Source organism: Serratia sp. BW106 (assembly GCF_002607755.1).
Taxonomy (GTDB): Bacteria; Pseudomonadota; Gammaproteobacteria; order Enterobacterales; family Enterobacteriaceae; genus Serratia; species Serratia proteamaculans.
Window position 1 is genome coordinate 109,043 of sequence record NZ_MCGS01000003.1, and the last position, 25,733, is coordinate 134,775.

General features: G+C 57.5%; 21 protein-coding genes. 14 read left to right on the top strand and 7 right to left on the bottom strand.

Features of this window, described 5'->3' with window-relative positions; all coding sequences use genetic code 11:
* Positions 1-52: 52 nt before the first annotated feature.
* Together BEI65_RS02125 and BEI65_RS02130 are read left to right on the top strand one after the other, a co-directional pair.
* Positions 53-595, top strand: a complete 543-nt coding sequence (locus BEI65_RS02125; protein ID WP_099061912.1) for a (2Fe-2S)-binding protein — start codon at positions 53-55, stop codon at positions 593-595.
* Positions 588-4,163: a molybdopterin cofactor-binding domain-containing protein gene (locus tag BEI65_RS02130; RefSeq protein ID WP_099061913.1), complete on the top strand. Its 3,576-nt coding sequence runs from the start codon at positions 588-590 to the stop codon at positions 4,161-4,163. Before BEI65_RS02125 ends, BEI65_RS02130 begins: the two co-directional genes overlap by 8 nt.
* A 22-nt stretch (positions 4,164-4,185) precedes the next feature.
* Here the strand turns inward: BEI65_RS02130 and BEI65_RS02135 are convergent, their stop codons facing one another.
* A complete protein-coding gene (locus BEI65_RS02135) occupies positions 4,186-5,067 on the bottom strand; it encodes a LysR substrate-binding domain-containing protein (RefSeq protein ID WP_099061914.1) in 882 nt (293 codons plus the stop codon).
* A 112-nt stretch (positions 5,068-5,179) separates the two neighbouring features.
* Between BEI65_RS02135 and BEI65_RS02140 the strand changes: the two genes are divergently transcribed.
* The 4 genes from BEI65_RS02140 to BEI65_RS02155 all read left to right on the top strand — a co-directional run bounded on the left by BEI65_RS02140 (position 5,180) and on the right by BEI65_RS02155 (position 10,072).
* The gene (locus BEI65_RS02140; RefSeq protein ID WP_099061915.1) at positions 5,180-5,926 is read left to right on the top strand and encodes a sulfite exporter TauE/SafE family protein; all 747 of its coding nucleotides are present in this window, start codon (positions 5,180-5,182) and stop codon (positions 5,924-5,926) included.
* Positions 5,927-6,251: 325 nt separating this feature from the next.
* On the top strand, positions 6,252-6,623 hold the full coding sequence (locus BEI65_RS27080; protein WP_099061916.1) for a hypothetical protein: 372 nt from the start codon (positions 6,252-6,254) through the stop codon (positions 6,621-6,623).
* Positions 6,624-6,665: 42 nt separating this feature from the next.
* Positions 6,666-7,934: an HlyD family secretion protein gene (locus tag BEI65_RS02150; protein ID WP_099061917.1), complete on the top strand. Its 1,269-nt coding sequence runs from the start codon at positions 6,666-6,668 to the stop codon at positions 7,932-7,934.
* A gap of 2 nt (positions 7,935-7,936) precedes the next feature.
* Positions 7,937-10,072, top strand: a complete 2,136-nt coding sequence (locus BEI65_RS02155) for a peptidase domain-containing ABC transporter (RefSeq protein WP_099061918.1) — start codon at positions 7,937-7,939, stop codon at positions 10,070-10,072.
* A gap of 34 nt (positions 10,073-10,106) precedes the next feature.
* Here BEI65_RS02155 and hpxO read toward each other — a convergent pair whose 3' ends face one another.
* The gene (hpxO, locus tag BEI65_RS02160) at positions 10,107-11,264 is read right to left on the bottom strand and encodes an FAD-dependent urate hydroxylase HpxO (protein ID WP_099061919.1); all 1,158 of its coding nucleotides are present in this window, start codon (positions 11,262-11,264) and stop codon (positions 10,107-10,109) included.
* 331 nt (positions 11,265-11,595) lie between these two features.
* Between hpxO and BEI65_RS02165 the strand changes: the two genes are divergently transcribed.
* Genes BEI65_RS02165 through BEI65_RS02175 form a run of 3 tightly spaced genes read left to right on the top strand, consistent with a single transcriptional unit; the run spans position 11,596 to position 15,591 of the window.
* Positions 11,596-13,803 (top strand): xanthine dehydrogenase family protein molybdopterin-binding subunit, encoded by a 2,208-nt coding sequence (locus BEI65_RS02165; RefSeq protein ID WP_099061920.1) that lies wholly within the window; start codon positions 11,596-11,598, stop codon positions 13,801-13,803.
* A 13-nt stretch (positions 13,804-13,816) separates the two neighbouring features.
* Positions 13,817-14,275: a (2Fe-2S)-binding protein gene (locus BEI65_RS02170; protein ID WP_099061921.1), complete on the top strand. Its 459-nt coding sequence runs from the start codon at positions 13,817-13,819 to the stop codon at positions 14,273-14,275.
* An 11-nt stretch (positions 14,276-14,286) separates the two neighbouring features.
* A complete protein-coding gene (locus BEI65_RS02175; protein ID WP_099061922.1) occupies positions 14,287-15,591 on the top strand; it encodes a cytochrome c in 1,305 nt (434 codons plus the stop codon).
* A 34-nt stretch (positions 15,592-15,625) separates the two neighbouring features.
* Here BEI65_RS02175 and BEI65_RS02180 read toward each other — a convergent pair whose 3' ends face one another.
* Complete coding sequence (locus BEI65_RS02180; protein WP_099061923.1) at positions 15,626-16,795, bottom strand: cupin domain-containing protein; 1,170 nt, start codon at positions 16,793-16,795, stop codon at positions 15,626-15,628.
* 588 nt (positions 16,796-17,383) lie between these two features.
* On the opposite strand from BEI65_RS02180, the gene BEI65_RS02185 reads away from it, so the two are divergent.
* Genes BEI65_RS02185 through licT form a run of 3 tightly spaced genes read left to right on the top strand, consistent with a single transcriptional unit; the run spans position 17,384 to position 21,525 of the window.
* On the top strand, positions 17,384-19,249 hold the full coding sequence (locus BEI65_RS02185) for a beta-glucoside-specific PTS transporter subunit IIABC (protein ID WP_099061924.1): 1,866 nt from the start codon (positions 17,384-17,386) through the stop codon (positions 19,247-19,249).
* Positions 19,246-20,658: a glycoside hydrolase family 1 protein gene (locus tag BEI65_RS02190; RefSeq protein ID WP_099061925.1), complete on the top strand. Its 1,413-nt coding sequence runs from the start codon at positions 19,246-19,248 to the stop codon at positions 20,656-20,658. Before BEI65_RS02185 ends, BEI65_RS02190 begins: the two co-directional genes overlap by 4 nt.
* Positions 20,659-20,685: 27 nt before the next feature.
* Positions 20,686-21,525, top strand: coding sequence for a BglG family transcription antiterminator LicT (gene licT, locus BEI65_RS02195; protein WP_099062080.1), 840 nt, complete (start codon positions 20,686-20,688; stop codon positions 21,523-21,525).
* Here licT and BEI65_RS02200 read toward each other — a convergent pair.
* Entirely contained in the window at positions 21,522-22,442 is a 921-nt protein-coding gene (locus BEI65_RS02200) for a LysR family transcriptional regulator (protein WP_099061926.1), read from the bottom strand. The genes licT and BEI65_RS02200 overlap by 4 nt on opposite strands.
* A 99-nt stretch (positions 22,443-22,541) precedes the next feature.
* On the opposite strand from BEI65_RS02200, the gene BEI65_RS02205 reads away from it, so the two are divergent.
* Both BEI65_RS02205 and BEI65_RS02210 read left to right on the top strand, forming a co-directional pair.
* Positions 22,542-23,114 (top strand): chromate transporter, encoded by a 573-nt coding sequence (locus BEI65_RS02205; protein WP_085116687.1) that lies wholly within the window; start codon positions 22,542-22,544, stop codon positions 23,112-23,114.
* On the top strand, positions 23,111-23,632 hold the full coding sequence (locus BEI65_RS02210; RefSeq protein WP_099061927.1) for a chromate transporter: 522 nt from the start codon (positions 23,111-23,113) through the stop codon (positions 23,630-23,632). Before BEI65_RS02205 ends, BEI65_RS02210 begins: the two co-directional genes overlap by 4 nt.
* Before the next feature lie 39 nt (positions 23,633-23,671).
* Here BEI65_RS02210 and BEI65_RS02215 read toward each other — a convergent pair whose 3' ends face one another.
* From BEI65_RS02215 to BEI65_RS02225, 3 genes are all read right to left on the bottom strand, one after another.
* Positions 23,672-24,031, bottom strand: coding sequence for an AprI/Inh family metalloprotease inhibitor (locus tag BEI65_RS02215; protein ID WP_099061928.1), 360 nt, complete (start codon positions 24,029-24,031; stop codon positions 23,672-23,674).
* 142 nt (positions 24,032-24,173) lie between these two features.
* Positions 24,174-24,674 (bottom strand): GNAT family N-acetyltransferase, encoded by a 501-nt coding sequence (locus tag BEI65_RS02220; RefSeq protein ID WP_099061929.1) that lies wholly within the window; start codon positions 24,672-24,674, stop codon positions 24,174-24,176.
* A 29-nt stretch (positions 24,675-24,703) separates the two neighbouring features.
* The gene (locus BEI65_RS02225; RefSeq protein ID WP_099061930.1) at positions 24,704-25,711 is read right to left on the bottom strand and encodes an alpha/beta fold hydrolase; all 1,008 of its coding nucleotides are present in this window, start codon (positions 25,709-25,711) and stop codon (positions 24,704-24,706) included.
* Positions 25,712-25,733 lie beyond the last annotated feature (22 nt).

The following is a 25,733-nucleotide window of genomic DNA, read 5'->3' on the forward strand; positions in this document are numbered from 1 at the left end:
GCGGCGGTGGCGAGGTCACGGCCGACAAAATAACCAGAGCGGAGACGCGATAATGGCGATAGCTGAAGTGCAATTGCCCAGGGAAGGTGCGGTAAAAACACTGACGGAGCATCCGCTGATGCTGTCAGTCAACGGCGAAAATATTCATATCCAAGTCATGGCGGATACCCCTCTGCTATTGGTACTGCGAAACGATCTGGCGCTCAACGGCCCGAAATACGGCTGCGGTCTCGGTGAATGCGGGGCCTGCACCGTGTTGGTAGACGGCATCGCCGCACGCTCTTGTGTGATCCCGGCGCTGGGTATGACCGGCCGTGCGGTGACCACGCTGGAAGGGCTGGGCGATCGTGACCATCTGCACCCGGTGCAACGGGCCTTTATAGAAGAACAGGCCGCGCAGTGCGGCTACTGCCTGAATGGCATGATCATGACCACCAAAGCCCTGTTGGATCGCAATCCGTCGCCCAGCGACCGCGAAATCCGCCAGGCGCTGTCCGGCAACCTGTGCCGCTGCGGCACCCATATCGAAATCCTGCGTGCGGTTCAGCGCGCCATCATTCTTTGCCGCAGTGAGGAAACCTCGCCCCATGACTGACACCCATTCCTCATTACCGAGCCAGGCCGAATTATTGCAGCGTCATGGCACGTTGCTGATTATCGATCAGATCCAGCCGCCGCCGGGTCTGGTGCCGAAAGGTCAGACGCCGAGCCTGAAACCCAAAGAGCCAGGGCTGTTTATCGCCATTTGCGACAGCGGTGAGGTCTACGCCTTCAACGGTCATGTCGATCTTGGCACCGGTGTGCGCACCGCGCTGGGGCAAATCGTCGCCGAAGAACTCTACCTGCGTATGGAGCAGGTGCGCATGGTGTTGGGTGATACCGAGAGCACGCCAAATCAGGGCGCGACCATCGCCAGTGCCACGCTACAGATTTCTGCCGTGCCGCTGCGTAACGCGGCGGCCGAGGCACGGCGCTGGCTGCTGCAACAGGCCGCGCGGCACTTTGGCGTCACGGTTGAACAACTGACGTTGCATGACGGCAGGGTTGTCGGCCCACAGGGACAAGCGCTGAGCTACGGCGAACTGGTCACCGGTGTGCATGTTGAACTATCGATCTCCGGCGATGCGCCGCTCAAGCCGCAGGCCGAATACCGCTTGGTTGGCACCAGCACCGCGCGTGTCGATATCCCGGCCAAGGCTACCGGCGAATCTACCTATGTGCACGACATGCGGCTGCCGAACATGCTGCATGGCCGCGTGGTGCGGCCCCCGTATGCCGGTTATGACAGCGGCGAGTTTGTCGGCACCAGCCTGCTGGCGGTGGACGAGCAGTCCATCGCCCATATTCCCGGCATCGTCAAACTGGTGGTGATCGGGGATTTTATCGGCATTGTCGCCGAGCGCGAAGAACAGGCGTTCAAGGCGGCGCAGGCGCTGCAGGTGAGCTGGAAGGACTGGCGGCGGAACCTGCCGCAGATGACCGACGTGGCGCAGGCGCTGCGTGATAACCCGCATTCGACACGGGTGGTGCATGACACCGGCAACGTAGATGCGGCATTGGCTGCTGCCGATCGGCGCTTTACCCGCAGTTACCTGTGGCCGTATCAACTACACGCCTCGATCGGCCCGTCTTGTGCGCTGGCGGACTACCAGCCACAGCAGTTACAGGTTTGGTCAGGCAGCCAGAACCCGCATCTGCTGCGTGCCGATCTCGCCTGGCTGCTGGAATACCCGGAAGAACAGATCGAAATTATCCGCATGGAGGCGGCGGGCTGCTATGGCCGCAACTGTGCCGATGATGTCTGTGCCGATGCGGCGTTACTGTCGCGTGCGGTTGGCCGCCCGGTGCGGGTGCAGTTAACCCGCGAGCAGGAACACCTGTGGGAACCCAAGGGCACCGCACAACTGATGGAAGTGGATGGTGGGTTGGACGCCGCCGGTCATCCGGTGGCCTATGATTTTCGTACCTATTACCCGTCCAACGGCGCCCCCACGCTGGCGTTGTTGCTGACCGGGATGGTTGAACCGGTGCCGGTGGCCTATGAGATGGGGGATCGCACCTCGGTGCCGCCTTACGAATACCCGGAGCTGCGCGTCAGCATTGAGGATATGGCGCCAATCGTTCGTGCCTCCTGGATGCGCGGTGTGTCGGCACTGCCGAATACCTTCGCGCACGAGTCCTATATTGATGAGCTGGCCACCGCGGCCGGTGTGGATCCGCTCGAATACCGACTACGTTATATCAAGGATCAGCGGGCTACCGAACTGATGCTCAGCACCGCCGAACGTGCAGGCTGGACGCCGCATACCGAACCGATGCAAACCCCGGCGGAAGATGGGGTGCTGCGCGGGCGTGGTTTTGCCTATGCGCGCTATATTCACAGCAAATTCCCCGGTTTTGGTGCCGCCTGGGCGGCCTGGGTCGCCGATGTGGCGATCGACAAGGCCAGCGGCGAAGTGGCGGTGACGCGTATTGTGGTCGGACACGATGCCGGCATGATGGTCAACCCGGACGGTGTGCGTCACCAGATCCACGGCAACGTGATCCAGTCGACCAGCCGGGTGTTGAAGGAGCGGGTGACCTTCGAAGAATCGACCATTTCCAGCAAGGAATGGGGGGCTTACCCGATCCTGACTTTCCCTGAGGTACCGGAAGTTGACGTGGTGATGATGCCACGGCCCTACGATCCGCCGCTGGGGGCCGGGGAGTCTGCATCGGTACCCAGCGCGGCGGCCATTGCCAACGCGGTGTTTGACGCCACCGGCATTCGTTTCCGCGAGTTGCCGATCACTTCCGACCGGCTGCGCGAGGCCCTGAACGGCCCGGATAGCGTCCGGCAGGAAGCTGCGCCAGCGGTCAAACCCAGGCGCAGTAAATGGTGGTTTGGCGGCGCGGCCGGTATTTTTGGCGCGGTGTTGGGCGTAGCGGCTACGGCACTGCCGTGGCGTGCCGAAATTGCCCCGGTGGCCACTGCGGGAGCGGGTACCTGGTCGGCCGCCACCCTGGAACGGGGTCGTCAATTGGCCGCCGTCGGGGATTGCGCGGTGTGCCACACCGCCTCGGAAGGGGCAACCAACGCCGGGGGGCTGGCGATGGCAACGCCGTTTGGCACCCTGTACAGCACCAATATCACGCCGGATGTGGAGACCGGTATCGGCAACTGGTCGTTTACCGCTTTTGACCGGGCAATGCGTCAGGGCATCAGCCGTGACGGTCATAATCTGTACCCGGCATTTCCTTATACGTCCTTCAGCAAGATGACCGACGGCGACATGCAGGCGTTGTATGCCTATATGATGTCGCAGCCGGCGGTGGCGCAGAGTAATCCGGCTAATCAGATGCGTTTTCCGTTTAATGTCCGCCCGCTGATGGCCGGTTGGAATGCGCTGTTTCTGCGCCAGGGCGAATTCCAGCCGGATCCTGTGCAAACGGCACAGTGGAACCGGGGGGCTTATCTGGTCAATGGTTTGGGGCACTGTGCGGCTTGCCATTCGCCGCGTAACCTGATGGGCGCGGAAAAGGGCGGCGCGAGCTTCCTGGCCGGGGCGATGGTGGATGGCTGGGAGGCGCCGGCGTTAAACCAACTGGCCACGGCGGACCAACCCTGGAACGAAGAGCAGCTGTTCCAGTACCTGAGCAGCGGCCATTCCACCGAGCACGGCGTCGCGACCGGGCCAATGGGCCCGGTGGTCAGCGAGCTGGCTACCTTGCCGGAATCTGACGTGCGGGCGATGGCCAACTACCTGATATCTTTGAGCAGTCCGGTTCCATTGAACGTGCAGCCGCAGGTCAAGTTGGCCACCAATCTGCAACCCACCCTGGGTCAGCAGACCGGTGAACGGCTGTTTCAGGGCGCCTGTCAGGCCTGTCACAGTGCCGCCAGCGGCGGACCGCAGCTGTTTGGCGTCAGCCCGGATCTGGCCAATAACACCAATATTTTCAGTGAGCGACCGGATAACCTGATCAACGTGATCCTGCAGGGCATTGCCAAACCGGCCACCGCCGAGCTGGGCTTTATGCCGGGCTTTAAGGACAGTTTCTCCGATCGGCAGGTGGCAGATCTGGTGAATTATCTGCGTCAGCGTTATGCGGGTGATAAGCCAGCCTGGCGTGAGGTCGAAGCGCAGGTAGCCAGACTGCGTGCCAATCCGGGTAGCCATTAACTATTATGGTTAGAAAGCGCTGCTAATGCGGTTGCAGGAAAGCAACGAGCCGCTGTGCCGGTAGCGATAACTGGGCCAACTGACGCACTACGATAGACAGCTGTCGCGTGGCCCAGGCATCGTCCAGCGCGATAATCCTGACTTGCATGCCCGGCCGTTGCCGGGCGATCTCTTCCGGTACCACGGCGATACCGGCACCGCGCGTTACCATCCGACACACCACTTCAAAGCTGCCTGCCCGTGCGCGTAAACGCATCGGGCTACCGTTGCGTACGGCGTGTTGTGCCAAATGTTGCTGCAGTGCGCTGTTGTCACTCAAGCCAATAAAGTCATAGGCCAGCGTTTCGCTAAAACTGACACTGGCGCGGTCGGCTAATGGGTGATCGACCGGTAGCGCCAGCACCAGGCGATCCTGGCGGAACGGGTAGCTTTCCAGTCCGCGCAGGTCGGCATGGTTGGCGACAATGCCGATATCCGCAGTCTGATCGAGGATCGACTGGCTGATTGCCGTGCTGGGCTGTTCTTCCAGCACAATATCCGTCTGTGGGTGAAGCAGCAGATAGTCGGCCAGCAACTCCGGTAGAAAGGTGCTGGCGGCGACGGTATTGGCGAGGATACGTAAATGACAGGCGCTGCCCGGGGAAAACTCGGCCATATCGCCCCGTAGCCGTTCACTTTGCTGTAACAGCAGACGGGCATGGCCCAGCAGGCGTTCACCGGCCAGGGTAGTTTGTACCCCCCGTGCGCCCCGAGCCAAAAGTTGAACACCGGCCTGTTGCTCCAACCCACGAATGCGCGCACTGGCTGATGCCAGCGACAGGCAGGCGCGATCGGCCCCGGCGGTGATGCTGCCGGCTTCCGCCACGGCGACAAACAACCGCAGGTCGGTAAAATCGAAATGCATCGGCTTCTCCTACGTGTTTGCCACAGGCTGGCTCAGTGATTGCCGCATTGTGCGGCAGGCAAGGGCTGCAGACAATCCATCCACTAAGGGATAATGATGGAAGGATAGACCTATGTCGTTGACGCTACCTGAAATTTTAGCCTTGCTCGGCATCTTTATGCTGGCGGGCACGGTAAAAGGGGTGATTGGACTGGGGCTGCCGACGGTGTCTATGGGGTTGCTCAGCCTGCTGATGCCCCCGGGGCAGGCAGCGGCGCTGCTGTTGGTGCCGTCGCTGGTGACTAATTTCTGGCAGTTGTTCACCGGGCCGGACGTCCGCGCACTTTGCCGCAGGTTGTGGCCAATGATGGCCTGTGTCGCATTGGGGACATTGCTGACCACGGGCACTCTGACCGCTGGTAATAACCCGCTGGCACCGCTGGCGTTGGGAGTCTGTCTGGTGGTCTACGCGCTGTTGGGCTTTAGCCATTTTCAGTGGCAAATATCACCAGCGGTTGAACGCGGCTTGGGGCCTCTGTGTGGTGTGCTGACCGGGTTGATTACCGGTGCTACCGGGGTATTTGTGATCCCGGCAGTACCTTATTTAAATGCATTGGGATTGGCACGTGACGATCTGGTGCAGGCATTGGGACTGTCATTCACCGTTTCGACATTGGCACTCGCCGCCGGGCTGGCGTGGCAGCATGCATTGCCGGGGGCGTTGCTGGGCACGTCTTCATTGGCATTGATTCCTGCACTGGTGGGGATGTGGTTGGGTGGCGTGCTGCGTAGACACTGTCGCCCGGCAGTATTTCGCCGTTGTTTCTTTATCGGATTATTGGCTCTGGGGATTGAAATATTGTGGCAGGGAGTTAATTGACTTCGAGTAAATGGTTTTAATTTAGTTGGAAACTTGCCAGTATATATTGGTGGTGCAGTTAACTGCTTCGTGTAATTTATTGTTTTTAGTCGCGGTGATTATATTGGCGTAAATGGCTTTATATATTGACATGGCGGTGGCGCATGTTTATATCTATGTCTGCTGTATGCGGATCTATGATAGAGTTTAAATATGAATATTATAAACAAATAAGTGAATATTATGAGAACGCTAGCGAAAACCGAAATTATGATGATTGACATTGCAGTCAGTTAATCAATTGGTGCGCTGAATGCTTGTTTGAGTAGTGGGAACGGTTCGCAAAATGCTTCAAGAAGCAACTCTGGTACTTATAATGGCGGCACCTGAAATTGGTAATAAATACGTATATCACCTTAGTGTAATGCGGCTATGCCAGATATTGGCATGGTTGCATGTTAATGTTGAAGTGGTGTCTTTTATGAAGACGTTTTGGTCGGCTTTTATTATTAGCATTATTAGCGTTACGCTATCCCATAATTTGTTTTTTATTGTGGGCCTTAGCCAGTATGGCGGTCTGTTCAGGATCAATATCCCTTGTGAGGTTGCCAAGTGGATGATTTATTTCTTTGTGCTGTTAGGGACAATGACCTTGATGAAAATAATATATATCTCGGCGCGAAGATTTGTCCATAAATGGAAGCGTCGCGGTCAGTAAGCTGATTATCGACCTATAATGCCGATAAAGGTGTAACCCCCAATGACAGGACGTCCCCCCCAGCTTTACCGCGAGGGTTATTTTGCCGCTCAGGCCACCAGGGCCGAGGGTGAAGTGATTATCCCCGCCAACCTCAGTTTAACCGCCTATGCCTGGGTCAGCATTCTGCTGGTGCTAGCCATCATGCTATTTCTGATACTGGGTGAATATACCCGCAAAGCGCGGCTGGAGGGGGTGGTGATGCCGTCCAGCGGATTGATCAAAGTGGTGGCGCGCAGCGCCGGGCAGGTCACCGAACGGCTGGTAGCGGAGGGGGCGGCGGTCAAGGCCGGCCAGGCGCTGTATCGGCTCAGCGGCGAGTATTTCAATGGACAGGGTATCGGTACTCTGGCCTCGGTTTCTGATTCATTAAATCGCCAATATCGCATGCTGGAACATCAGCGTGCTCAAGAGCTGGCGACCCGTGTCCTGCAGCAAACTGGCGTGCGTCAACGCATCGCGCAGCTCAATCAGGAGTTGGCCAGCACAGAGGCGGCAATGGTGCTGGTTCAGCAGCAGGCGCAACTGGCCCAGTCGCTGATGGGGCGTTACCGCAAGCTGATCACCAAAGGCTATGTCTCAGAGCTTGAATTCCAGCAGCAGCAAATGGCGCTGGCGAAGGCGCAGGAAAAGGTTGAACTGCAGCGACAGGCGCAGGTACGGCTACAACGCGAGCTGGCCGCGGCGGCTTCAGAGCTGCGGACCCTGGAACAGCAGCAGCAGGCACGTGACGCCGAACTTGAACGCCAGTTGCTGGGCATTAAACAGCAACAAATCGAACTGGGTGCCCAGCGCGATCATACGCTGACTGCGCCGGTGGATGGTCATATCGCCGTGGTGCTGGCCCGGGCCGGGCAGACGGTAAAACAAAGCGATCCCTTACTGATGATGGTTGCCGACGATGCACAATTGCAGGTCGAACTCTTTGCCCCGAGTAAAGCGGTCGGGTTTATCAAACCCCAACAACGGGTGGGGCTACGCTTTGCCTCATTCCCCTATGAAAAGTTTGGAGTGCAGTACGGCGCCACCCGCGCCATTACCGACACCAGCCTCAGCGCCAGCGAAGCAATGCTGCAAAACCCCATGGTATGGAAGGAAAACGAAGGGCATTACCGCGTCATCGTAGCCTTGGATAAACCCACCATTACGGCTTATGGCCGGCAGGAACCATTGCGCGTCGGCATGACCGTTTCCGCAGATGTAGAACTGGACAGTCGTCGCCTGTATGAGTGGTTGCTGGAGCCATTATGGAGCCTGCAAGGGAGGATCTGAACATGGACGTTACCGAAGTGATTAACTGGGGATGGCGCAAGCGCCTGCCGTTGATCCGCCAGACAGAATCGGCGGAGTGTGGCGTGGCCTGTCTGGCGATGATCGCCGGTTGGCATGGGCATCGGGTTGATCTGCCCACGCTGCGCGCGCAATTTAACGTTTCGCAGCTCGGTATGACATTTTCGCAATTGATGAGCTGCGCCGAACACCTGCACTTAAGCGGACGCGCGGTGCAGTTGGAGCTTGAAGAATTGCACCAGTTGGCACTGCCCTGCATTTTGTACTGGGACATGAATCACTTTACGGTGCTCAAGCGGGTACGGGGGCAAACGCTGGAGCTGCACGATCCGGCGCGCGGCCAGGTAAAAATGAGCCTGCGGGAGGCGGACCGTCATTTTACCGGCGTCGCGATGGAGCTGACGCCCACTCACCAGTTTGCAGCCAAAGACCAGCGTAAAAAGATCCGCCTGATGGATCTGATTGGCAAAACCCAGGGGCTGAAGGCCGCGCTGGGCAGGATCTTTTGTTTTGCCCTGGCGCTCGAAGTGTTTGCGCTGATCGGCCCGTTGATCAACCAACTGGTGATTGATGAGGTTTTGGTGGCGCTGGACGCCAGCCTGCTGACGCTGATCGTCATTGCCATGTTGCTGATGGCCGCGACCCAGACGCTACTGGAACTGGCCCGCCAGTGGGCGACCCTCACCATGGCGGTCAATTTCAACATGCAGTGGACGGCGAACGTGTTTCACCATTTGCTGCGGCTGCCGATTGGCTGGTTTGAGGCGCGCAACATGGGGGATATCAGCGCCAAATTCGATGCGGTCGACACCATTCAGGACACCCTGACCACCACGTTGCTTGAAGCCTTTCTGGATGTGTTGCTGGTGGTGGGTACCCTCACCATGATGTTTTTCTACAGTGCCAAATTAACCCTGGTGGCCTTGGTGGCCGCCCTGGTTTATGGCCTGCTGCGGCTGTTTTGGTTCAGTACGCTGCGTAAAGCGGCAGAAGACAGTTGGGTCGCCGGCACCCAGGAATCCAGCCACTTTCTGGAAAGCCTGCGCGGGGTGTTGAGCCTGCGGGTCAACGGAGCGCTGACGCCGCGGGAATCGGTCTGGCGTAACCTTAACGTCGCCCGGCGCAATGCTCAGCTGCGTGAAAGCAAACTGATGATGGTTTACGGCATTATGCAGACGGTGATCGGCAGCGTGGTGGGGGCAGCGGTGCTGTGGCTGGGAGCCAGCGCGGTACTGGCCGGTCAGTTTTCGGTGGGCATGCTGGTGGCCTATATGTCTTTTCAGGGCCGCTTCTCGTCCAGCATCAACGGGCTGATCGACAAGCTGGTCGCTTACCGAATGCTGGATGTCTATAACGAAAGGTTGGCGGATATCGTGCTGGCAGCGCGTGAAGATGCGGCGTCGCAGGCGGCGGGCGGTGCGGGTGTGCCATCAGCCGTCTGCGTCTGGCCGAGCGATCGGCCGGCGTTGAGTCTGGATCAGGTCAGTTTTAGCTATGCCGGCACTGAGCGGGAGATCCTGTCGCAAGTCTCGTTGCAGATTATGCCCGGCGAGGTGGTGGCGCTGGTTGGTGCCTCCGGCAGCGGCAAGACCACGCTGGCCAAGCTGGTGCTGGGGTTATATCCACCGACCGCCGGGGTGATATGTACACTGGGCATTGAGCACCGGCAGGCGGAGTATCCACAGGTTCGTCAGCATATCGGCGTGGTGTTGCAGGAGGATCAACTGTTTCGCGGCTCTATCGCGGATAACCTGACATTTTTCTCTTCGCGGGTGGATAAGCAAAAGCTCAGCGAGTGCGCCCGTTTGGCGCAGTTGGAGCAGGACATCGATAAGTTGCCGATGGGCTATCAGACGTTAATCGGGGAAATGGGCGGCACCCTGTCCGCCGGACAGAAACAGCGTTTGCTGTTGGCGCGGGCATTGTACAAACAGCCACGACTGCTGATCCTGGATGAAGCCACCAGTCATTTGGACATCAATAATGAAATGCTGATTGGCCGGACCTTGCGTCAGCTTGGCTTGCCCATTTTACTGATCGCCCACCGGCCGGAAACGATCGCCACGGCGGACCGGGTGATCGAACTGGCGGTGGGACGCATACGTAGTCTTAAAACCTGAGGTCGCCCCGTATCGAGTCGCGAGGGGAAGCGACTCAGGCCAGCGGCCCGCCCATAATGGTTTCTTTCATGCCGGAGAGAATACGCTCGCCGGTTTCGGTTTTTAGCTCCTCATACCAGCCACGAGTGATCTCCATCTCTTTGCCATGGGTTACATCGCAACGCTTGCGCGCCTTCAGCACCAAATCCTTCACCCGATAGCTGCGTTTTTCCTGATAGCGCAGCAGTGCGTCTTCAATGCCCAGCGAGTTGGTTTGCAAGGCAATCGCCAGTACCACCGCGTCCTCCATGGCCGCGCAGCCGCCCTGGCCGATATCCGGTGTGGTGCTGTGCCCGGCGTCACCCAGCAAGGCCACGCGCCCACGCACCAGTTGTTCGAAGGGTTCGATATCGTGGATCTCAATGCGGTTGATGGCGTCGGGATCGAGTGCGGCAATCAGCTTCTGCACCGGCTCGGCCCAGCCGGCAAAGTAACGCTGCAAATCGGCACGTGCGGTGCTGCGGTCTTCCGGTAATCCGGTAGGCAGCGGCACATCGAAAAAATAGTAGAAGCGGTTGTCAGAAACCGGCATCAAAGACACACGTTTGCCCTCACCGACAAAGGTGGTCCATTGGTCGGCCGGGGCGATGGACTGATCAATGGTCACCAGCCCGTTCCAGTTAACGTAACCGGCGTAGCGTCGATCCACCCCGTGGCCCAGAACATAAGGACGAATGACGGAATGGGTGCCGTCGGCGGCGATCAGAAAATCGCCGCTGGCCTGGCTGCCGTCTTCAAACCAGGCGGTGACGCCTTGTGGAGTTTCCTCAATACCGCTGACGCGCTTGCCGAAGTGCACCTGGTCGCTGCCGTAAGTGTCCAGCAACATCGCCTGCAGTTCGGCGCGGGCTACCGGGTAAGGGCGTTCACCGACGCTGGCGATCAGTGGATCCAGGCTAAAGCGTGTCAGGGTCTGGCCGTGCAGGTATTCCTGATAAGCCATGTAATGCATTGGGCCACCCAGTGCGCGCAGGGCGTCCTTCATCCCCAGGTAGTTAAGACATTTGACACCGTTGGGCCAGATGGAAATCGCAGCTCCAACCGGTTTGATCTGTTTTACCGCTTCAAAAACCTCGGTGTCGATACCGCAACGCTTCAATGCGATGGCGGTACACAGACCGCCGATGCCGCCGCCAATGACGATTGCTTTCATCTTCTTCTCCTTCATAGCCATGATCGGGAGAAGCAATTTCCATACCAGCCTGCAAATCAGGCGCTGGCGCGACATCGGACCGTCGCCTGATGCAATTTGGTGCAATCCATGGGCCGTGGCGGGGCATCATTAGGTAGCCAAAGCATTTTGTGAACTGCTAACCCGCACAGCACAAATCCGCAACAGAAAACCCGGCCTAAATGTTAAACAGACAAATTAATGGACTACGCTAACTATTAGCTCGCCGTGCTTGTGCATGCAGACGGCGCGCATAAAAAGAATGATTTCGCCGCATTGATCAAGGTTGATCGGCATTTTGGAGCGATGAGCAATGAAACTACCCGAAGTCCCGCTTACCCGGCGGCGGTTTATCGTCGGCACTGGCGCGTTGGTGATCGGCGCCTATCTGCCGTCTACCGGTGCGCTGGCCCGAACCAGCCCCGCCACGGCAGCAGAAAACACCACTTTTGAAGCCAATGCCTTTGTGCAGATTGGCGAAGACGGCATTGTTACCGTTATCAGCAAACACACCGAGGTGGGTCAGGGCGTGTATACCGGCATGGCGACGCTGGTCGCCGAAGAGCTGGACGCCGATTGGGCCCAGGTGCGGGTGGTTGCCGCACCGGTCGATAGCAACGTCTACAAAAATATGTCATTCGGTCTTCAGGGCACCGGCGGCTCCAGTTCGGTGGCCAATGCCTATGAGCAAATGCGCCGCATGGGCGCGATGGCCCGTGCAATGCTGGTTCAGGCCGCCGCTCAAAGCTGGAAAACCTCGGCAGAGGAAATCACCGTGCAGGCGGGGAAAATCCGCCACGCTGCCAGTGGTCGTGAAGCGGGCTTCGGTGAGTTTGCCGCGCTGGCCACCCAGTTGCCGCCGCCCGATCCCGCCACGCTGACCCTGAAAGATCCTTCCCATTTTACCCTGATCGGCAAGGCCAGCGGTTTGCACCGGGTGGATTCACTGGCGAAGACCAACGGCTCGGCGCAATTTACCCAGGATATTCATGAGCCGGACATGCTGACCGTGACCATTAAAAAGCCGCCGCGGTTTGGCGGCAAGGTGGCCTCGTTTGACGCCAGCCATGCGCTGACGGTGCCGGGCGTGGTGGCGGTGAAGCAGACCGACACCGGTGTGGCGGTCTACGCCAAAAATACCTGGGCGGCGATCCAGGGCCGTGAAAAGTTGCAGGTGGAGTGGGACGACTCGCAGGCCGAACGACGCAATACCGAACAGATTTACGCCGAGTTCCGCCAGGTGGCGCAAAAGCCCGGTGCGGTGGCCAAAAGCCACGGCCAGCCGGAGCAGGTTTTTGATAAAGCCGACAAAGTGATTGAAGCGGAATACACCTTTCCCTATCTCGCCCATGCGCCAATGGAGCCGCTGGACGGCTATTTGTTCTGGGACGGCGAAAGCGTCAAGGCGCGCTATGGTTGCCAAATCCAAACCCTCGACCAAATACAACTGTGCAATCTGTTTAAATTGCCGCCGGACAAGGTAGAAATTGAAACTATTCTGGCGGGCGGCAGTTTTGGTCGCCGCATCGATCTGGGCAACCCGCAGTTGGGGCCGGATCTGGCTGCCGATATGGCCGCAGCGGCCAAGGCGATCGGCCCCGGTCACGGGGTGAAGGTGGTATGGACACGTGAAGACGATATCCGCAACGGTTGGTATCGCCCGATGATCCTGCACCGGCTGCGTGGGGCGATCCGTGACGGCAAGGTGGTGGGCTGGAGTGACACCATCGTTGGCCACTCCTGGACGCTCAATAGTGCGATGACGGCACTGGTGGTAAACGGCGTCGATCAGATGATGATCGAAGGTGCCAGCGAGGTGCCTTATACCTTTGAGAGTTTCCTTTGTGACGCCCATATCGTGCCGGGCAAGGTACCTACCACCTCACTGAGATCGGTGGCCAGTACCCATACCGGCCACGCGGTGGAAAGCTTTATCGATCAACTGCTGCAGGAGACCGGGCAGGATCCGGTGGAGGGACGGCTGGCGCTGATGGGGGATGCACCGCGTGAGGCCGGCGTATTGCGGGCGGTGGCGAAAGCCGCTAACTGGCAGGGTGCGAAGGTGGTGGATGGCCGCGCGCGCGGCGTTGGCGTCGCCAAGGCGTTTAATACCCGGGTGGCGCAGATTGCCGAGGTGTCGATCGGCGAAGGGGGCATTCCGCGAGTGCACAAGGTGTGGTGCGCCGTGGACTGTGGCGTGGCGGTCAATCCGGATGTGATCCGCGCGCAGATTGAGGGCGGTATTGGCTACGGTCTGAGCATCGCACTGTACGGCAACATTACGTTAAAAGACGGCGTGGTTGAGCAGTCCAACTTCAATAATTACCGTCCGCTGCGTATCGACGAAATGCCGGAAATAGAGGTGATTATCGTGCCTTCAAGCGAAGCCCCGACCGGCGTGGGTGAACTGGGTGTGCCCACCATCGCCCCGGCGGTCGGTAATGCTCTGGCGCTGCTCGGGCGCCCCCGCAGCTCACTGAGCCTGCCTTTACACCGTCCCAACAGTGACGCCAGCGTCTGAAAAGGAAAACAGCATGATAACTTTAACCGTAAATGAACAACCGCTGACGTTTGATGGCGACCCTCATATGCCGCTGCTGTGGTTCCTGCGCGATGAAGCCGGGCTGACCGGCACCAAATTTGGCTGCGGTATCGCCATGTGTGGCGCTTGCACCGTCCATCTGGACGGCGTGCCGGTGCGTTCTTGCATGACGCCGGTCTCCGCCGCCGAGGGCAAGAAAATCACCACCATTGAAGCGATCGGTGAAACGCCGACCGGCAAAGCGGTGCAGGCGGCCTGGGTCAATCTGGATGTGGTGCAATGTGGCTACTGCCAGTCCGGCCAGATCATGAGTGCCAGCGCACTGCTGGCCCAGAGCAAGAACCCGAGCGATGCAGATATTGACGCGGCGATGAGTGGCAACGTTTGCCGCTGCGCCACTTACGTGCGCATTCGCGCCGCCATCCACCAGGCCGCCAAGGCGTTGGATTAAGGGAGAGACTCATGAGCAACGCCCTGAGATGGCTGTTATGGCTGATTGTCGCAGTAGTGGTGATAGCGGGCGGTTACGCGCTCTACACCCTGTTGCGCCCGGTCGGTCCGGAGCCTGCAGCGCCTATCGCCGGTGCGCCGGCAGGCATTAGCGATAAACTGGCGCGCGGTGAGTATCTGGCACGTGCCGCCGACTGTGTGGCTTGCCACACCGCACCGGGGGGGAAACCTTTTGCCGGTGGTTTTGCCTTTAAACTGCCGTTCGGGACCATTTACGGCACCAACATTACTGCGGATCCGGAAACCGGCATCGGCGGCTGGAGTGACGATCAGTTTGTCCGTGCGGTGCGTGAGGGCGTCGGTCCACAGGGCAATCTGTACCCGGCGATGCCTTATACCTCCTACACCGCGCTGAGCCGTGACGACGTGCTGGCGATCAAGGCTTATCTGTTCAGCCTGCCGCCGATAAAGCAGGCCAATCCGGAAAACGGGCTGTCGTTCCCGTTCAACCAGCGTTGGGGCATGAAGTTCTGGAATTTGGCGTTCTTCAATGAAAAACGCTTCGAGCCGAACCTCAATCAGGATGAGCAATGGAACCGGGGAGCCTACCTGGCGACCGCCCTGGGGCACTGTAGCGAATGCCACACGCCGCGTAATCTGGGATTTGGCATCAATCAGAGCAAAAACCTCAGCGGTGAAGTGATCCAGGGGTGGTTTGCTGCCAATATTACCCCAGACAAGCAGACCGGTATTGGTGCCTGGAGCGAACAGCAACTGTCACAGTACCTGGCAACCGGCCATGCGCCAGGGCGCAGCAGCGCTTCCGGGCCGATGGCAGAAGCGGTAGAAAACAGCCTGCAATACCTGACGCCGGAGGATAACCAGGCGTTGGTGAAATACCTGCGTAATATCGAACCGATTGCCACCGACAGTACCAGCGCAGCGAACCTGCAGCCGAAAGGGGCTATGTCTTCCAGTGCGATATTGCCGGGTGGTCAGGAAGATTCGCTGGGGCGTCGATTGTTTGCCGGGGATTGCAGCGGTTGTCACCAGTGGAATGGTACCGGCCGCCAGAGTAAGTATGCCTCGCTGGTCGGCAGCACTGCCGTTAACGATCCACAAGGCCGCAGCGTGGTGCAGGCGATCCTCAAGGGAACGCGTATCAGCATCGGTGAGCAGCACGAGCTGATGCCGGACTTTGGCGCCCAATACTCGGACGAGGAAGTAGCGGCGGTGGCTAACTACGTGGTGGGTCAGTTTGGTGAAAAACAAGGCAAAGTGACCGCTAAACAGGTCGCAGAACAGCGTAAGCAGTAACCATCGGCGAGGGGGAAACCCCTCGCCATACCCATCAACTTCTGCGGCGAGACATCACCAGTTTATCCTTGGGGCGATCCTGCCAGTCGGCAATCTGGTTATTGAAGTTATCCGCCAACAGATAGGCTGGGGTTTTTGCCAACCAGTCCGACAGCGAAATATCCTGGTAAATACCGTTATCCAGTACGATCAAGACCTTCAGATCTTCATCACCCATATTCTCAATGTAATGACCAAACCCCTGTGGTACATAGCCAACATCGGTCGGTGCATATTCTTCGGTCTGCGCATGGCCGTGTGAACTGAATACCGTCATGCGGCCTTTTCCGGAAATATAATACTGCCATTCATTGGCGTTGGGATGCCAGTGTAGCTCTCGGATTGCACCGGGTTTGACGATTTCAATAATCCCGGTAATGGTAGTGGAAATAGGAAACTCTTTCGATGAAACCAGGTGCACACTGCCGGCATCATTTTCAAAAAAAGGTTTCTTTTTCATTAATTCATAACGGTGAGTCAGAGGGGCATTATTCAAGCCGCCGTCGTTGCTGGGCAGGGGAAGCGCCGGTGGAACGGCACCGCCGACAATATAGGCTTCACCCTGCTTGGCTTTGGAAAACACCGCTGCCGGCATATTGACGCTTTTTTCCAACACCTCTTTGGGCATGTGTGCCACCCAGTCGGTAATGCTGAAAGTACCGAACTCGGAAAAGTGGCCGTTATCAAAGGTCAGGATGAAATGTGCGCCGTCTGCCAGCGCCTGAATCGAGTGTCCGTAACCTTTGGGGAAGTACCAGACGTCGCCTGGGCCAAAGTCCGCCACTTCACACTTGCCTTCCGGGTCAATGATGGTGATGCGGGCATGGCCTTCCAGCATAAACGCCCATTCGGCCGCAATGGCGTGCCAGTGCAACTCACGCACACCGCCCGGTTCCAGCGTCATATCTACCCCGGCAACGCCCTCGGAAATGGGGAATTGTTCGACGGTGGCCTCTCTGGCCCAACCGTTGGGCAGGCTGCGTTTTTTACTGTGAGAAAAGATATATTTATATACGCCTTGTGCATCGGCGGCGGGTTGGAAAGAACTGGGCGGAACAATATTACGGTGATCGTCGGCACTGGCAGACTTAATCATACCCCCCATAACGCTGGCTGCCGCCGCACTCACTGCGGAGGCTTTTAATATATCACGACGCGATATCATATAACTTTCTCCAAAATATAGAGTACCTGCTGAAATAACAGCAGGATTTATCTGTTTATTTTATTGTTTGCAGGTGTCTATTGCCGAGGTGGAAATGTTCGGCGACGGTTAAATCATAGTGGGTAAATTTACCTTCGCAGTTAATAATGTATTTGTTTGTGTTACTAATTGAGTGTGGTTGTGATTATTAAATTACTTTTTAAATAATAATGCGTCGGTATCAATTAAATCCTGTTTTTAATTAAATAAAGCATAAACGAAATTAATTCACTGGCGGAGTTGTTTTATGGTCAGTGCTATTTTAATCGGTTAATTAAACGCGGATGCGCCAAAGCGGGGCGAGGTCGGTAACATTGCAGTGCATTTTCGGGAAAAGGTGATGCTACTCACAAAGCTTAACGAAGGCCCTTGCTGAAAAAACACAATTATGGCGATACTTTCGCCGCGATCTTAGCGATCGCCAGACATTTTTATTAAGGCGTGTTACTGCTCAGGCAGGCAAGACCAAAATAGGAATGCACCTCTCCATGCGATGAGGTGCATTTTGATTTTGGTCTTTTTTTTTGCATTTTTTACCGGGGAAATTCGATGGATTACAAACAGCTGGGCCTGGAAATACTGGCAAGGGTTGGGGGCAAGGCCAACGTCAGCAAGCTGACGCACTGCGCCACTCGCTTGCGCATGGAGTTTAATGATGACAGCAAGGTAGAGGCGAAAGCCATCGAGGCTTTGCCGGGGGTGATCAGCGTGGTGGAGCGCGGCGGCCAGTTCCAGATCGTGGTCGGTAACAACGTGCAGCAAACCTTCCGCGCGCTGCAAAAAGAAATTGGCGATCTCAGCGACCGGCAGAGCGAAAAGAAATCCCAGGCCCGCGGCGGGGTGATTTCGCAGATTATCAGTGTGATTTCTACCACTTTCACGCCGGTGATCCCGGCGATCACCGGCGCGGGGATGATTAAGGCGCTGCTGGCGATCCTCAAGCTGACTGGGACGATAGATGCCGCCAGCCCAACCTATCATCTGCTGGACACCATTGCTGACGCAGCCTTCTTCTTCCTGCCGGTACTGCTGGCGTACGGCGCGGCGATCAAGTTCGAGTGCAATCCGATACTGGCCATGACCATCGCCGGCGTCTTGTTGCACCCCAATCTGGCGCAGATGCTGGCAGCTGGCGCACCGATTGATTTCATTGGTATCCCGGTACGAATGGCGGATTATGCCGGTTCGGTGCTGCCGATTATTTTCACCGTCTGGCTGATGTCCTATATCGAGCGCTTTGCCGAGAAAGTTTCGCCGACGATGATCAAATTCTTCACCAAGCCGATGATTATCCTGTTGGTTACCGCGCCGCTGGCATTGGTGGTGGTGGGCCCCTTCGGTATTTTCCTTAACGATCTGGTTGCCGCCGGTGCGACCATTGTCGACGGCAAAGCCAGTTGGCTGATCCCGATGCTGATGGGCGGGCTACAACCCTTCCTGGTGATCACCGGCACCGCCTGGGCAATGACGCCGATTGCGACCGGTCAATTGAGCAAGAACGGTTTCGAAATGATTAACGGACCGGGCATGTTGGCCTCCAACATTGCGCAGGGCGCCGCAACCCTGTGTGTGGCCTTCCGTACCAAAAACAAAAACCTGCGCCAGTTGGCATCCTCCGCCGGTTTTACCGCGCTGTTGGGTATCACCGAGCCTTCGCTGTACGGCGTGACGCTTAAGCTGCGCAGACCGCTGATTGCGGCGATGATCGGTGGTGGCTGTGCCGGTATCTATGCCGGATTGAGCGGGTTGGTGCGCTACGCCTTTGTTTCTCCGGGGTTGGCGGCGCTGCCGGCATTTATCGGCGAAAACCCGATGAATATCGTCCATGCGCTGGTCACCTGCGCCATCGCCATCGTGGTGACCTTTGCGCTGACCTGGATCCTGGGCTTTGAAGATCCGGTCGAAGAGCAGGATACGGCGGTGACGGAGCCTGTCAGCGACGGTGAACAGCAAATTTTCAGTCCGCTATCCGGTCAACTGGTGGCCCTGGATCAGGTTAACGACGATGTCTTTTCCCAGGGGCTATTGGGCCAGGGCGTGGCGATACTGCCACAGGAAGGGCTGCTGCGTGCGCCACTGAACGGTGAGGTGGTGACCTTCCTGCCGTCGAAGCATGCGGTGGGTATCAAGGGTGACAACGGCGTCGAACTGTTGGTGCATATCGGCATCGATACCGTCAATCTGGCAGGGCAGCATTTTAGCTCCAACCTGCAAGTGGGTGACCGGGTCAAGGTGGGTGACGAACTGGTGCGTTTTGACCTGGCGGCAATCGCCGGGCTGGGTTACGACCTCACCACGCCGGTCCTGGTGGTCAACAGTGAAGCTTTCCCGCAGTTGAGCTGCCGTCAGCCGGGCAGTCTGGGCTTCGGTGAACCGATCATCAGCCTCAATAATACGCAGCCGGAGCAGGCATGATTTATCAACGACTGAACGATTTCCCCGCAGATTTTCTGTGGGGGGCTTCCACCTCCGCCTATCAGGTGGAGGGGGCCTGGGATGAGGACGGCAAAAGCCCGTCGATTGTGGATATGCTCGATCACCCGCAGGAAACCGCGGATTTTAAGGTCGCCAGCGATCACTATCACCGTTTTCGTGAGGACGTGAAGCTGTTTGCGGAGTTGGGGCTGAAGGCCTACCGTTTTTCGATTGCCTGGACGCGGGTGCTGCCCAATGGCACCGGTGAGGTGAATGCCGCCGGGCTGGATTTCTACCGCCAGTTGATTGATGAACTGCTGAGCCATGGCATTGAGCCGGTGGTGACGCTGTACCATTTCGATCTGCCTTACGTGCTTGAACAGCAGGGCGGTTGGTCTGATCGCACCACTATCGACGCCTTTGTCGAGTATGCCGGGGTGCTGTTCGACGCCTTTGGCGATCGGGTGAAGTACTGGCTGACCATCAACGAGCAGAACACCATGATCCTGCACCCGGGAGCCATTGGTACGCCAAAGGGCGGTGAACTGCCGTCCAAACGGGTGCTGTATCAGCAAAGCCACCATATGTTGGTGGCCCAGGCGCGGGTGATGGTGCTGTGCCACCAACGCTGCCCGGGCGGGAAAATTGGCCCGGCGATTAACACCACCTCGATGTACCAGGAAACCTGCCACCCGCTGGACGCTATCGCCGCCCATAACTGGGAAACGCTGCGTTGCTGGAGCTTCCTCGACGTGGCGGTGCATGGCCGCTATAACCCACTGGCATGGCGTTATTTGCAGGATCGCGAATTGGCACCGCAGACGGAACCGGGCGATGCGGCGCTATTGCAGCAGGGCAAACCGGACTATGTGGCAATAAACTACTATTCGACAGCCACTATTGCCGCCAGCCGCGGCGACGCCTCGGACATCAGTGCACGCGCCGGCGATCAGCAAATCATGCTGGGAGAGCCAGGCGTGTACCGTGCGGCGGAGAATCCGTTTGTCGGCAAAACCCGCTACGGTTGGGTGATCGACCCGGTTGGATTACGGCTAACGCTGCGCAAAACGGCTGAACGCTACCACTTGCCGATATTAATTACCGAAAACGGCATCGGCGCCCCGGATGAGTTGCAGGCCGATGGTACAATTAACGATGATTACCGCATTGAATTTATGAGACAGCACGTCGAACAGATGCAGTTGGCGATCAACGATGGGGTAGAACTGATCGGCTATTGCCCCTGGGCGGCGATAGACGTGGTCAGCACTCATCAGGGCTATGCCAAGCGTTACGGGTTTATCTATGTCAACCGGGGTGAGCAGGATCTGAAAGATCTGCGGCGGATCAAAAAGCGCAGTTTTGACTGGTATCAACGGCTGATTGCCTCCGATGGCCGGCAACGCTAATAAAAATAAAGGGTGATGGCCGCGACGATGAAAGTCATTAAGGTACTCAATAATAGCCTGGTGCTATCGACTGACGACGATAACAATGAAGTTATTGCTATGGGCAAGGGTATTGGCTTTAACAGCAAAGTGGGTGACGTTCTCGACCCGGCCGCGATAGAGAAAGTGTATGTGGTGCAAAACGGCCAAAAGGGCCGTGATTACCTGCGGCTGATAGAATCCACGCCGGAAGAGCATATCGAGATCGTGCAGATGATCCTCGCGGAGGCCAATCGGCAGCTCAATGGGCGGATTAACGAGCAGATTTTCTTCACGCTGGCGGACCATATCAGCTTTGCCATTGAGCGTTATCACAAGGGCATTGCCATTCAGAACCGTCTGTTGTTTGAGGTGAAGCGTTTTTATCCGCAGGAGTTCGCGGTGGCGACGCAGGCGCTGGCGCACATCAACCAGCGGTTGAACATTAGCCTGCCGGAAGAAGAGGCGGGCAACATCGCTTTCCATCTGGTTAATGGTCAGACCGATGTGCAAAACATGGAGCATACGCTGCTGGCGGTGAAGATGTTGAAGGACATTTTCAATATCATCAAATACCATTTTCGCATCAATATCGATACCGACTCGCTTAACTACTCGCGTTTTCTGGTACACATGCAGTTTTTTATTCAGCGCATGGTTGAAGGGCAACAGATGGCGTCGAAAGACGATTTTATCTTTGCACAGGTGACCAAAGAATATCCGCATGCCTATCGCGGTGCGCTGCTGATCCGCGACTACGTGAAGAATCTGTTGCAGATGGAAATGTCGAACGATGAGCTGCTGTATCTGGTGATCCACCTGACGCGCATCGCCGACAAGCAGGATTAGCCGGGTGGCCGTTCACTGACCGCTTCGGTCACCAGATCGCGAAAACGGCTAATGATGGCTGAGGATCGGTTGCTGCGCAGCGCCAGATAAAGCGGTGCACTGAGCTGGGCCTGATCGCTAATCGCCCGATAGACGATGCCGTCACCGCCCAGCCGCCGCATCGAGGCCGGCACGATTGACAGCCCCAAACCGGCGCCCACCAGGCTGAGGGTGGCGGGCAGGCGCGGCGCCTCCTGGATCACCCGGGGGCTGAACCCGGCGCGGTGACAGGCGGCCAGAATGGCATCATATAACCCCTGGCCCGCAGGTCGACGGTACAAAATAAAGGCTTCGCGGGTTAACGCGGTCAGCGGCAGTGGTTGTTCGCCGTTAACCGCCAGCCGATGACCGACCGGAAGCGCGACCAACATCGGTTCGCGCAGCACCGGTTCAATCGTCAATCCGGGAATGCAGCCCACCGGTGAACGCACAAAGGCCACGTCGAGCCTTTCATCCACCAGTGCATCCAGCAACTCACCGCTGCCGGCTTCTTCTAACTGGGTGGTAATGCCCGGCAGGATCTCACGGTAGCGGCGCAGCAGGTTTGGTACAAACGGATGCAGTGCGGCGGAGCTGGTGAAGCCGATGGCAATATGCCCCTGTTCGCCGCGTGCGGCACGGTGTACCGCTTCGGTCAGATGTTCCGCACGTGCCAACAGAGCACGCGCTTCATTGAACAGCACATTGCCGGCTTCGGTGACGCGAACGCCGCGCGGCAGGCGCTGCAACAGTTTTACCCCCAGCTCATCTTCCAGCCCCTGCAACAGGCGGGTTAACGGCGGCTGCTGAATAAACAGACGTTCGGCGGCGCGGGTAATATTGCCTTCTTCTACCACGGTAACGAACGCCCGAAGGCGGCGAAGTTCGATCATAGCCATACCCTAAAGGTATCCTTGTTGCTTATGAAATGCATTAGACAGCATGACATGGCGGCGCGCATCATACCAGCCATCATAATAAACAATGTGGAAGCGGCAATGTCTGAATCTGATGCGGTAAAAAACAGCCAACTTGCGTCACCACCGGGTAATGGCGAGTTATTTTGGGGCTTTCTGATGCTTGGGTTAATGGGCTTTGGCGGCGTACTGCCGCTGGCGCGCAACATGCTGGTGGAGGATCGTCGCTGGTTAAGTGGAGAACAATTCACCGAACTGCTGGGCTTGTGTCAGTTTTTGCCGGGCGGCAACGTGATCAACCTTTCTGTGGCAGTGGGCATGGAGTTCCGCGGTCTGCGGGGGGCTTTGTGTGCACTGTTGGGGTTGATCAGTGCGCCGACGGCGATTGTGGTGGGACTGGGCATGGTCTATGCCCGCTTCCAGAACGATGCACATGTGCAGCACGTGTTTGCCGGGTTGGCCGCGGCGGCGGCAGGTTTACTGTTGTCCACCGGGGTAAAAATGTTGTTACCGCTGCGCGGTAAATGGCTGGCACTGGCGATTGTCGCACTCAGCCTGATCGCCATCGCCTGGCTGCGTCTGCCGTTATTACCGACCATGCTGGTATTGGCACCGTTGAGCATTCTGCTGATGGGGTGGAGGAGCCGTTCATGACGGGCATCCTGATTTCGTTGGCGCTGATCTTCACGGAGCTGTCGCTGCTGGCGTTCGGTGGCGGCATGACCATTCTGCCGGAAATGCAGCGTCAGGTGGTGGAGGTTCACCAATGGATGAGCGCACAGGAGTTTAGTGCGCTGTTCGCCATGGCGCAGGCCGCACCGGGGCCGAATATGATGATCGTGCCGTTGATTGGCTGGCACGTGGCCGGCTGGGCCGGGTTACTGGTTTCTTCGGTAGCCAAGTTTGGCCCGTCGTCGATTGTCACCCTGTTGGTGATGGGTGCCTGGCGGCGTTTCAAGGACAAACCCTGGCGGCGCAGAGTGCAGAGCGGTCTGGTGCCGGTTACCGTCGGTTTGGTGGCGGCGAGTGGGGTGCTGATTGCCGAGGCTTCCGCGCCAAGCTGGCCGCTGGCGGCGATTATTCTGCTGGCCACGCTCGTGAGCATGAGCAAGCGCATTCATCCGCTATGGGTGCTGGCGGGCGGGGCGTTAATGGGATTGTTGGTGGCGTGACGGCAGATTTTTACGCTGCCGCCATGCCAGAAAAGCAGGTTATTGGCGTGGTGTCAGCGTAAAGCGCGGCTTGCCGTTATGGTTCATCACTTCATAGTGCTTAGGGGCCGTCAGCGCCAGGAACGCGACCATGCTGCCGTCGGCGTTGGTTAACGTCATACCGTCCGGCGTTGGGCGCCAGGCAACCGGCAGTTCTGTCAGGGCCAGCGGCTGCAGACACTGTGTCGAGGCGGTAAAACGGTAGGCGTTGGTACCTTCGATCAGTTCATCACTTAATTCAACGTCACAGGTGGCGGCGTTGTTTTCCGCATCATTCAACTGCCAGTGCCCTTTCAGTGCAGAGGGGGCCAGCAGGGGCAGTGAACTGGCAAAGCTGGTGCTGCTTAACATAAGGCTCATAACAACTCCTGTCAGGGCAACGCGCCGTAGTGTGCGCAAACAGAGAAATCTCGACATCGGCCACTCCTTACTGAAATCCGCTAATACCATAGCACGATCCCCAGAGCCGGGTGAGTGAAGGGTAAGGGGTTTTAATGCTCGTTTACCGGCGAAAAATAAGCACCATCAGCATTTCGTCGAGATAACCCTGTGCGGTTTTTAAAGCTCGAGGTTCCACGCCATAGGGCTCGAAACCGTATTTTTTGTAGAGGCTGATTGCGGCATCGTTGTCGGCTACAACCGTCAGCAGTATCTGTTCGACCTGGTTGGAACCATAGTCAATGACCGCTTTTAGCAGTGCATGGGCGACCCCCTGGCCTCTGAATTCGGGTTCAACAAATACCCCGGTCAGGGAAGCCTTATGGGCATCTTTAATCCCCTCGGCCTGCCTGAATACCATAATCCCCACGATCTTGCCGTCTGAATAGGCACCGAATACGGCGCAGTTGGCAAGTCTTTCGGCAAAAAACGGTAGCGGTTTCACGGCCTCAACCGAATAAAGCGAGCCGAACATCTCGGGGGACTTTTTTAAAGCCGATAGCCGGATAGTCCGAAAATCCTCGGCGTCTTCTGCTTGCAGGCGGCGAATTTTAATATCAAGCATGGAGGGTTTCCTGTCCTGTATCGAGAGGGTTATGGCTGCAATGCCTTGATCAGCGCCTGATTAAATTGCGCAGGTTGTTCCATCTGTGGCGCATGGCCCAGCCCCGGGAACTCGATCAGGCGGGCATGCGGGATCAATTTCGCCACCTGTTTACCCAGCAGATTATAATGCCCAAGCTTGGCCTTGACCGCTGGCGGGGCGATGTCGCTGCCGATGGCGGTAGTGTCAGCGGTGCCAATCATCAGCGTGGTCGGCGTTTGCAGATCCTTAAATTCGTAGTACACCGGCTGGGTAAAAATCATGTCGTAAATCAGCGCCGAGTTCCAGGCCACCAGGCGATGCCCCGGCCCGTTGTTCAGCCCGGCCAGCATATCGACCCAGCGGTCATATTCTGGTTTCCAGCGGCCGACATAGTAGGTATTCAACTCATATTGCCGGATACCGGCAGCGGAAGTTTTTAGTTCGCGCTCGAACCATTGATCGACGCTGCGCCATGGCACGCCCTTGGCCTTCCAGTCTTCCAACCCAATCGGGTTCACCATCACCAGCCGCTCAACCGCCTGCGGATACATCAGGCTGTAGCGCGTTGCCAGCATGCCACCGGTGGAGTGGCCGACGATCACCGCTTTACTGATTTTCAGGTTATTGAGCAACGCGTGGGTGTTCTGCGCCAACTGCTGGAAGCTGTATTGGTAATGCTGTGGTTTGGTCGAACTGCAAAAACCGATTTGGTCCGGCGCGATCACCCGGTAACCGGCTTTGCTCAGCGCCTTGATAGTGTCTTGCCAGGTGGCGGCACAAAAGTTTTTGCCGTGCATCAGCACCGCAGTGTGACCATTGGCTTCACCCTCTGGCGGCACGTCCATATAACCCATGCTTAACGGCTGCCCTTGAGAGCTAAAGTTGTACTGCTCCAGGGGATAAGGGTAGTGAAAGCCCTGCAGTTCCTGGCCGTACTTCGGCGTTTCGGTTGCCGCGCCAGCCGTAAAGGCGGTGAGGGCGGCGGATAGCAACCAGAGGCGGGAAAATCTCAGCATCCTGATCTCCTTATGAAAAATC

Bases quoted from the DNA above. Each gene is read 5' to 3' on its own strand.
- BEI65_RS02125 (WP_099061912.1), top strand. From the start codon at position 53: ATGGCGATAGCTGAAGTGCAATTGCCCAGGGAAGGTGCGGTAAAAACA.
- BEI65_RS02130 (WP_099061913.1), top strand. From the start codon at position 588: ATGACTGACACCCATTCCTCATTACCGAGCCAGGCCGAATTATTGCAG.
- BEI65_RS02135 (WP_099061914.1), bottom strand. From the start codon at position 5,067: ATGCATTTCGATTTTACCGACCTGCGGTTGTTTGTCGCCGTGGCGGAA.
- BEI65_RS02140 (WP_099061915.1), top strand. From the start codon at position 5,180: ATGTCGTTGACGCTACCTGAAATTTTAGCCTTGCTCGGCATCTTTATG.
- BEI65_RS27080 (WP_099061916.1), top strand. From the start codon at position 6,252: ATGCTTCAAGAAGCAACTCTGGTACTTATAATGGCGGCACCTGAAATT.
- BEI65_RS02150 (WP_099061917.1), top strand. From the start codon at position 6,666: ATGACAGGACGTCCCCCCCAGCTTTACCGCGAGGGTTATTTTGCCGCT.
- BEI65_RS02155 (WP_099061918.1), top strand. From the start codon at position 7,937: ATGGACGTTACCGAAGTGATTAACTGGGGATGGCGCAAGCGCCTGCCG.
- hpxO (WP_099061919.1), bottom strand. From the start codon at position 11,264: ATGAAAGCAATCGTCATTGGCGGCGGCATCGGCGGTCTGTGTACCGCC.
- BEI65_RS02165 (WP_099061920.1), top strand. From the start codon at position 11,596: ATGAAACTACCCGAAGTCCCGCTTACCCGGCGGCGGTTTATCGTCGGC.
- BEI65_RS02170 (WP_099061921.1), top strand. From the start codon at position 13,817: ATGATAACTTTAACCGTAAATGAACAACCGCTGACGTTTGATGGCGAC.
- BEI65_RS02175 (WP_099061922.1), top strand. From the start codon at position 14,287: ATGAGCAACGCCCTGAGATGGCTGTTATGGCTGATTGTCGCAGTAGTG.
- BEI65_RS02180 (WP_099061923.1), bottom strand. From the start codon at position 16,795: ATGATATCGCGTCGTGATATATTAAAAGCCTCCGCAGTGAGTGCGGCG.
- BEI65_RS02185 (WP_099061924.1), top strand. From the start codon at position 17,384: ATGGATTACAAACAGCTGGGCCTGGAAATACTGGCAAGGGTTGGGGGC.
- BEI65_RS02190 (WP_099061925.1), top strand. From the start codon at position 19,246: ATGATTTATCAACGACTGAACGATTTCCCCGCAGATTTTCTGTGGGGG.
- licT (WP_099062080.1), top strand. From the start codon at position 20,686: ATGAAAGTCATTAAGGTACTCAATAATAGCCTGGTGCTATCGACTGAC.
- BEI65_RS02200 (WP_099061926.1), bottom strand. From the start codon at position 22,442: ATGGCTATGATCGAACTTCGCCGCCTTCGGGCGTTCGTTACCGTGGTA.
- BEI65_RS02205 (WP_085116687.1), top strand. From the start codon at position 22,542: ATGTCTGAATCTGATGCGGTAAAAAACAGCCAACTTGCGTCACCACCG.
- BEI65_RS02210 (WP_099061927.1), top strand. From the start codon at position 23,111: ATGACGGGCATCCTGATTTCGTTGGCGCTGATCTTCACGGAGCTGTCG.
- BEI65_RS02215 (WP_099061928.1), bottom strand. From the start codon at position 24,031: ATGAGCCTTATGTTAAGCAGCACCAGCTTTGCCAGTTCACTGCCCCTG.
- BEI65_RS02220 (WP_099061929.1), bottom strand. From the start codon at position 24,674: ATGCTTGATATTAAAATTCGCCGCCTGCAAGCAGAAGACGCCGAGGAT.
- BEI65_RS02225 (WP_099061930.1), bottom strand. From the start codon at position 25,711: ATGCTGAGATTTTCCCGCCTCTGGTTGCTATCCGCCGCCCTCACCGCC.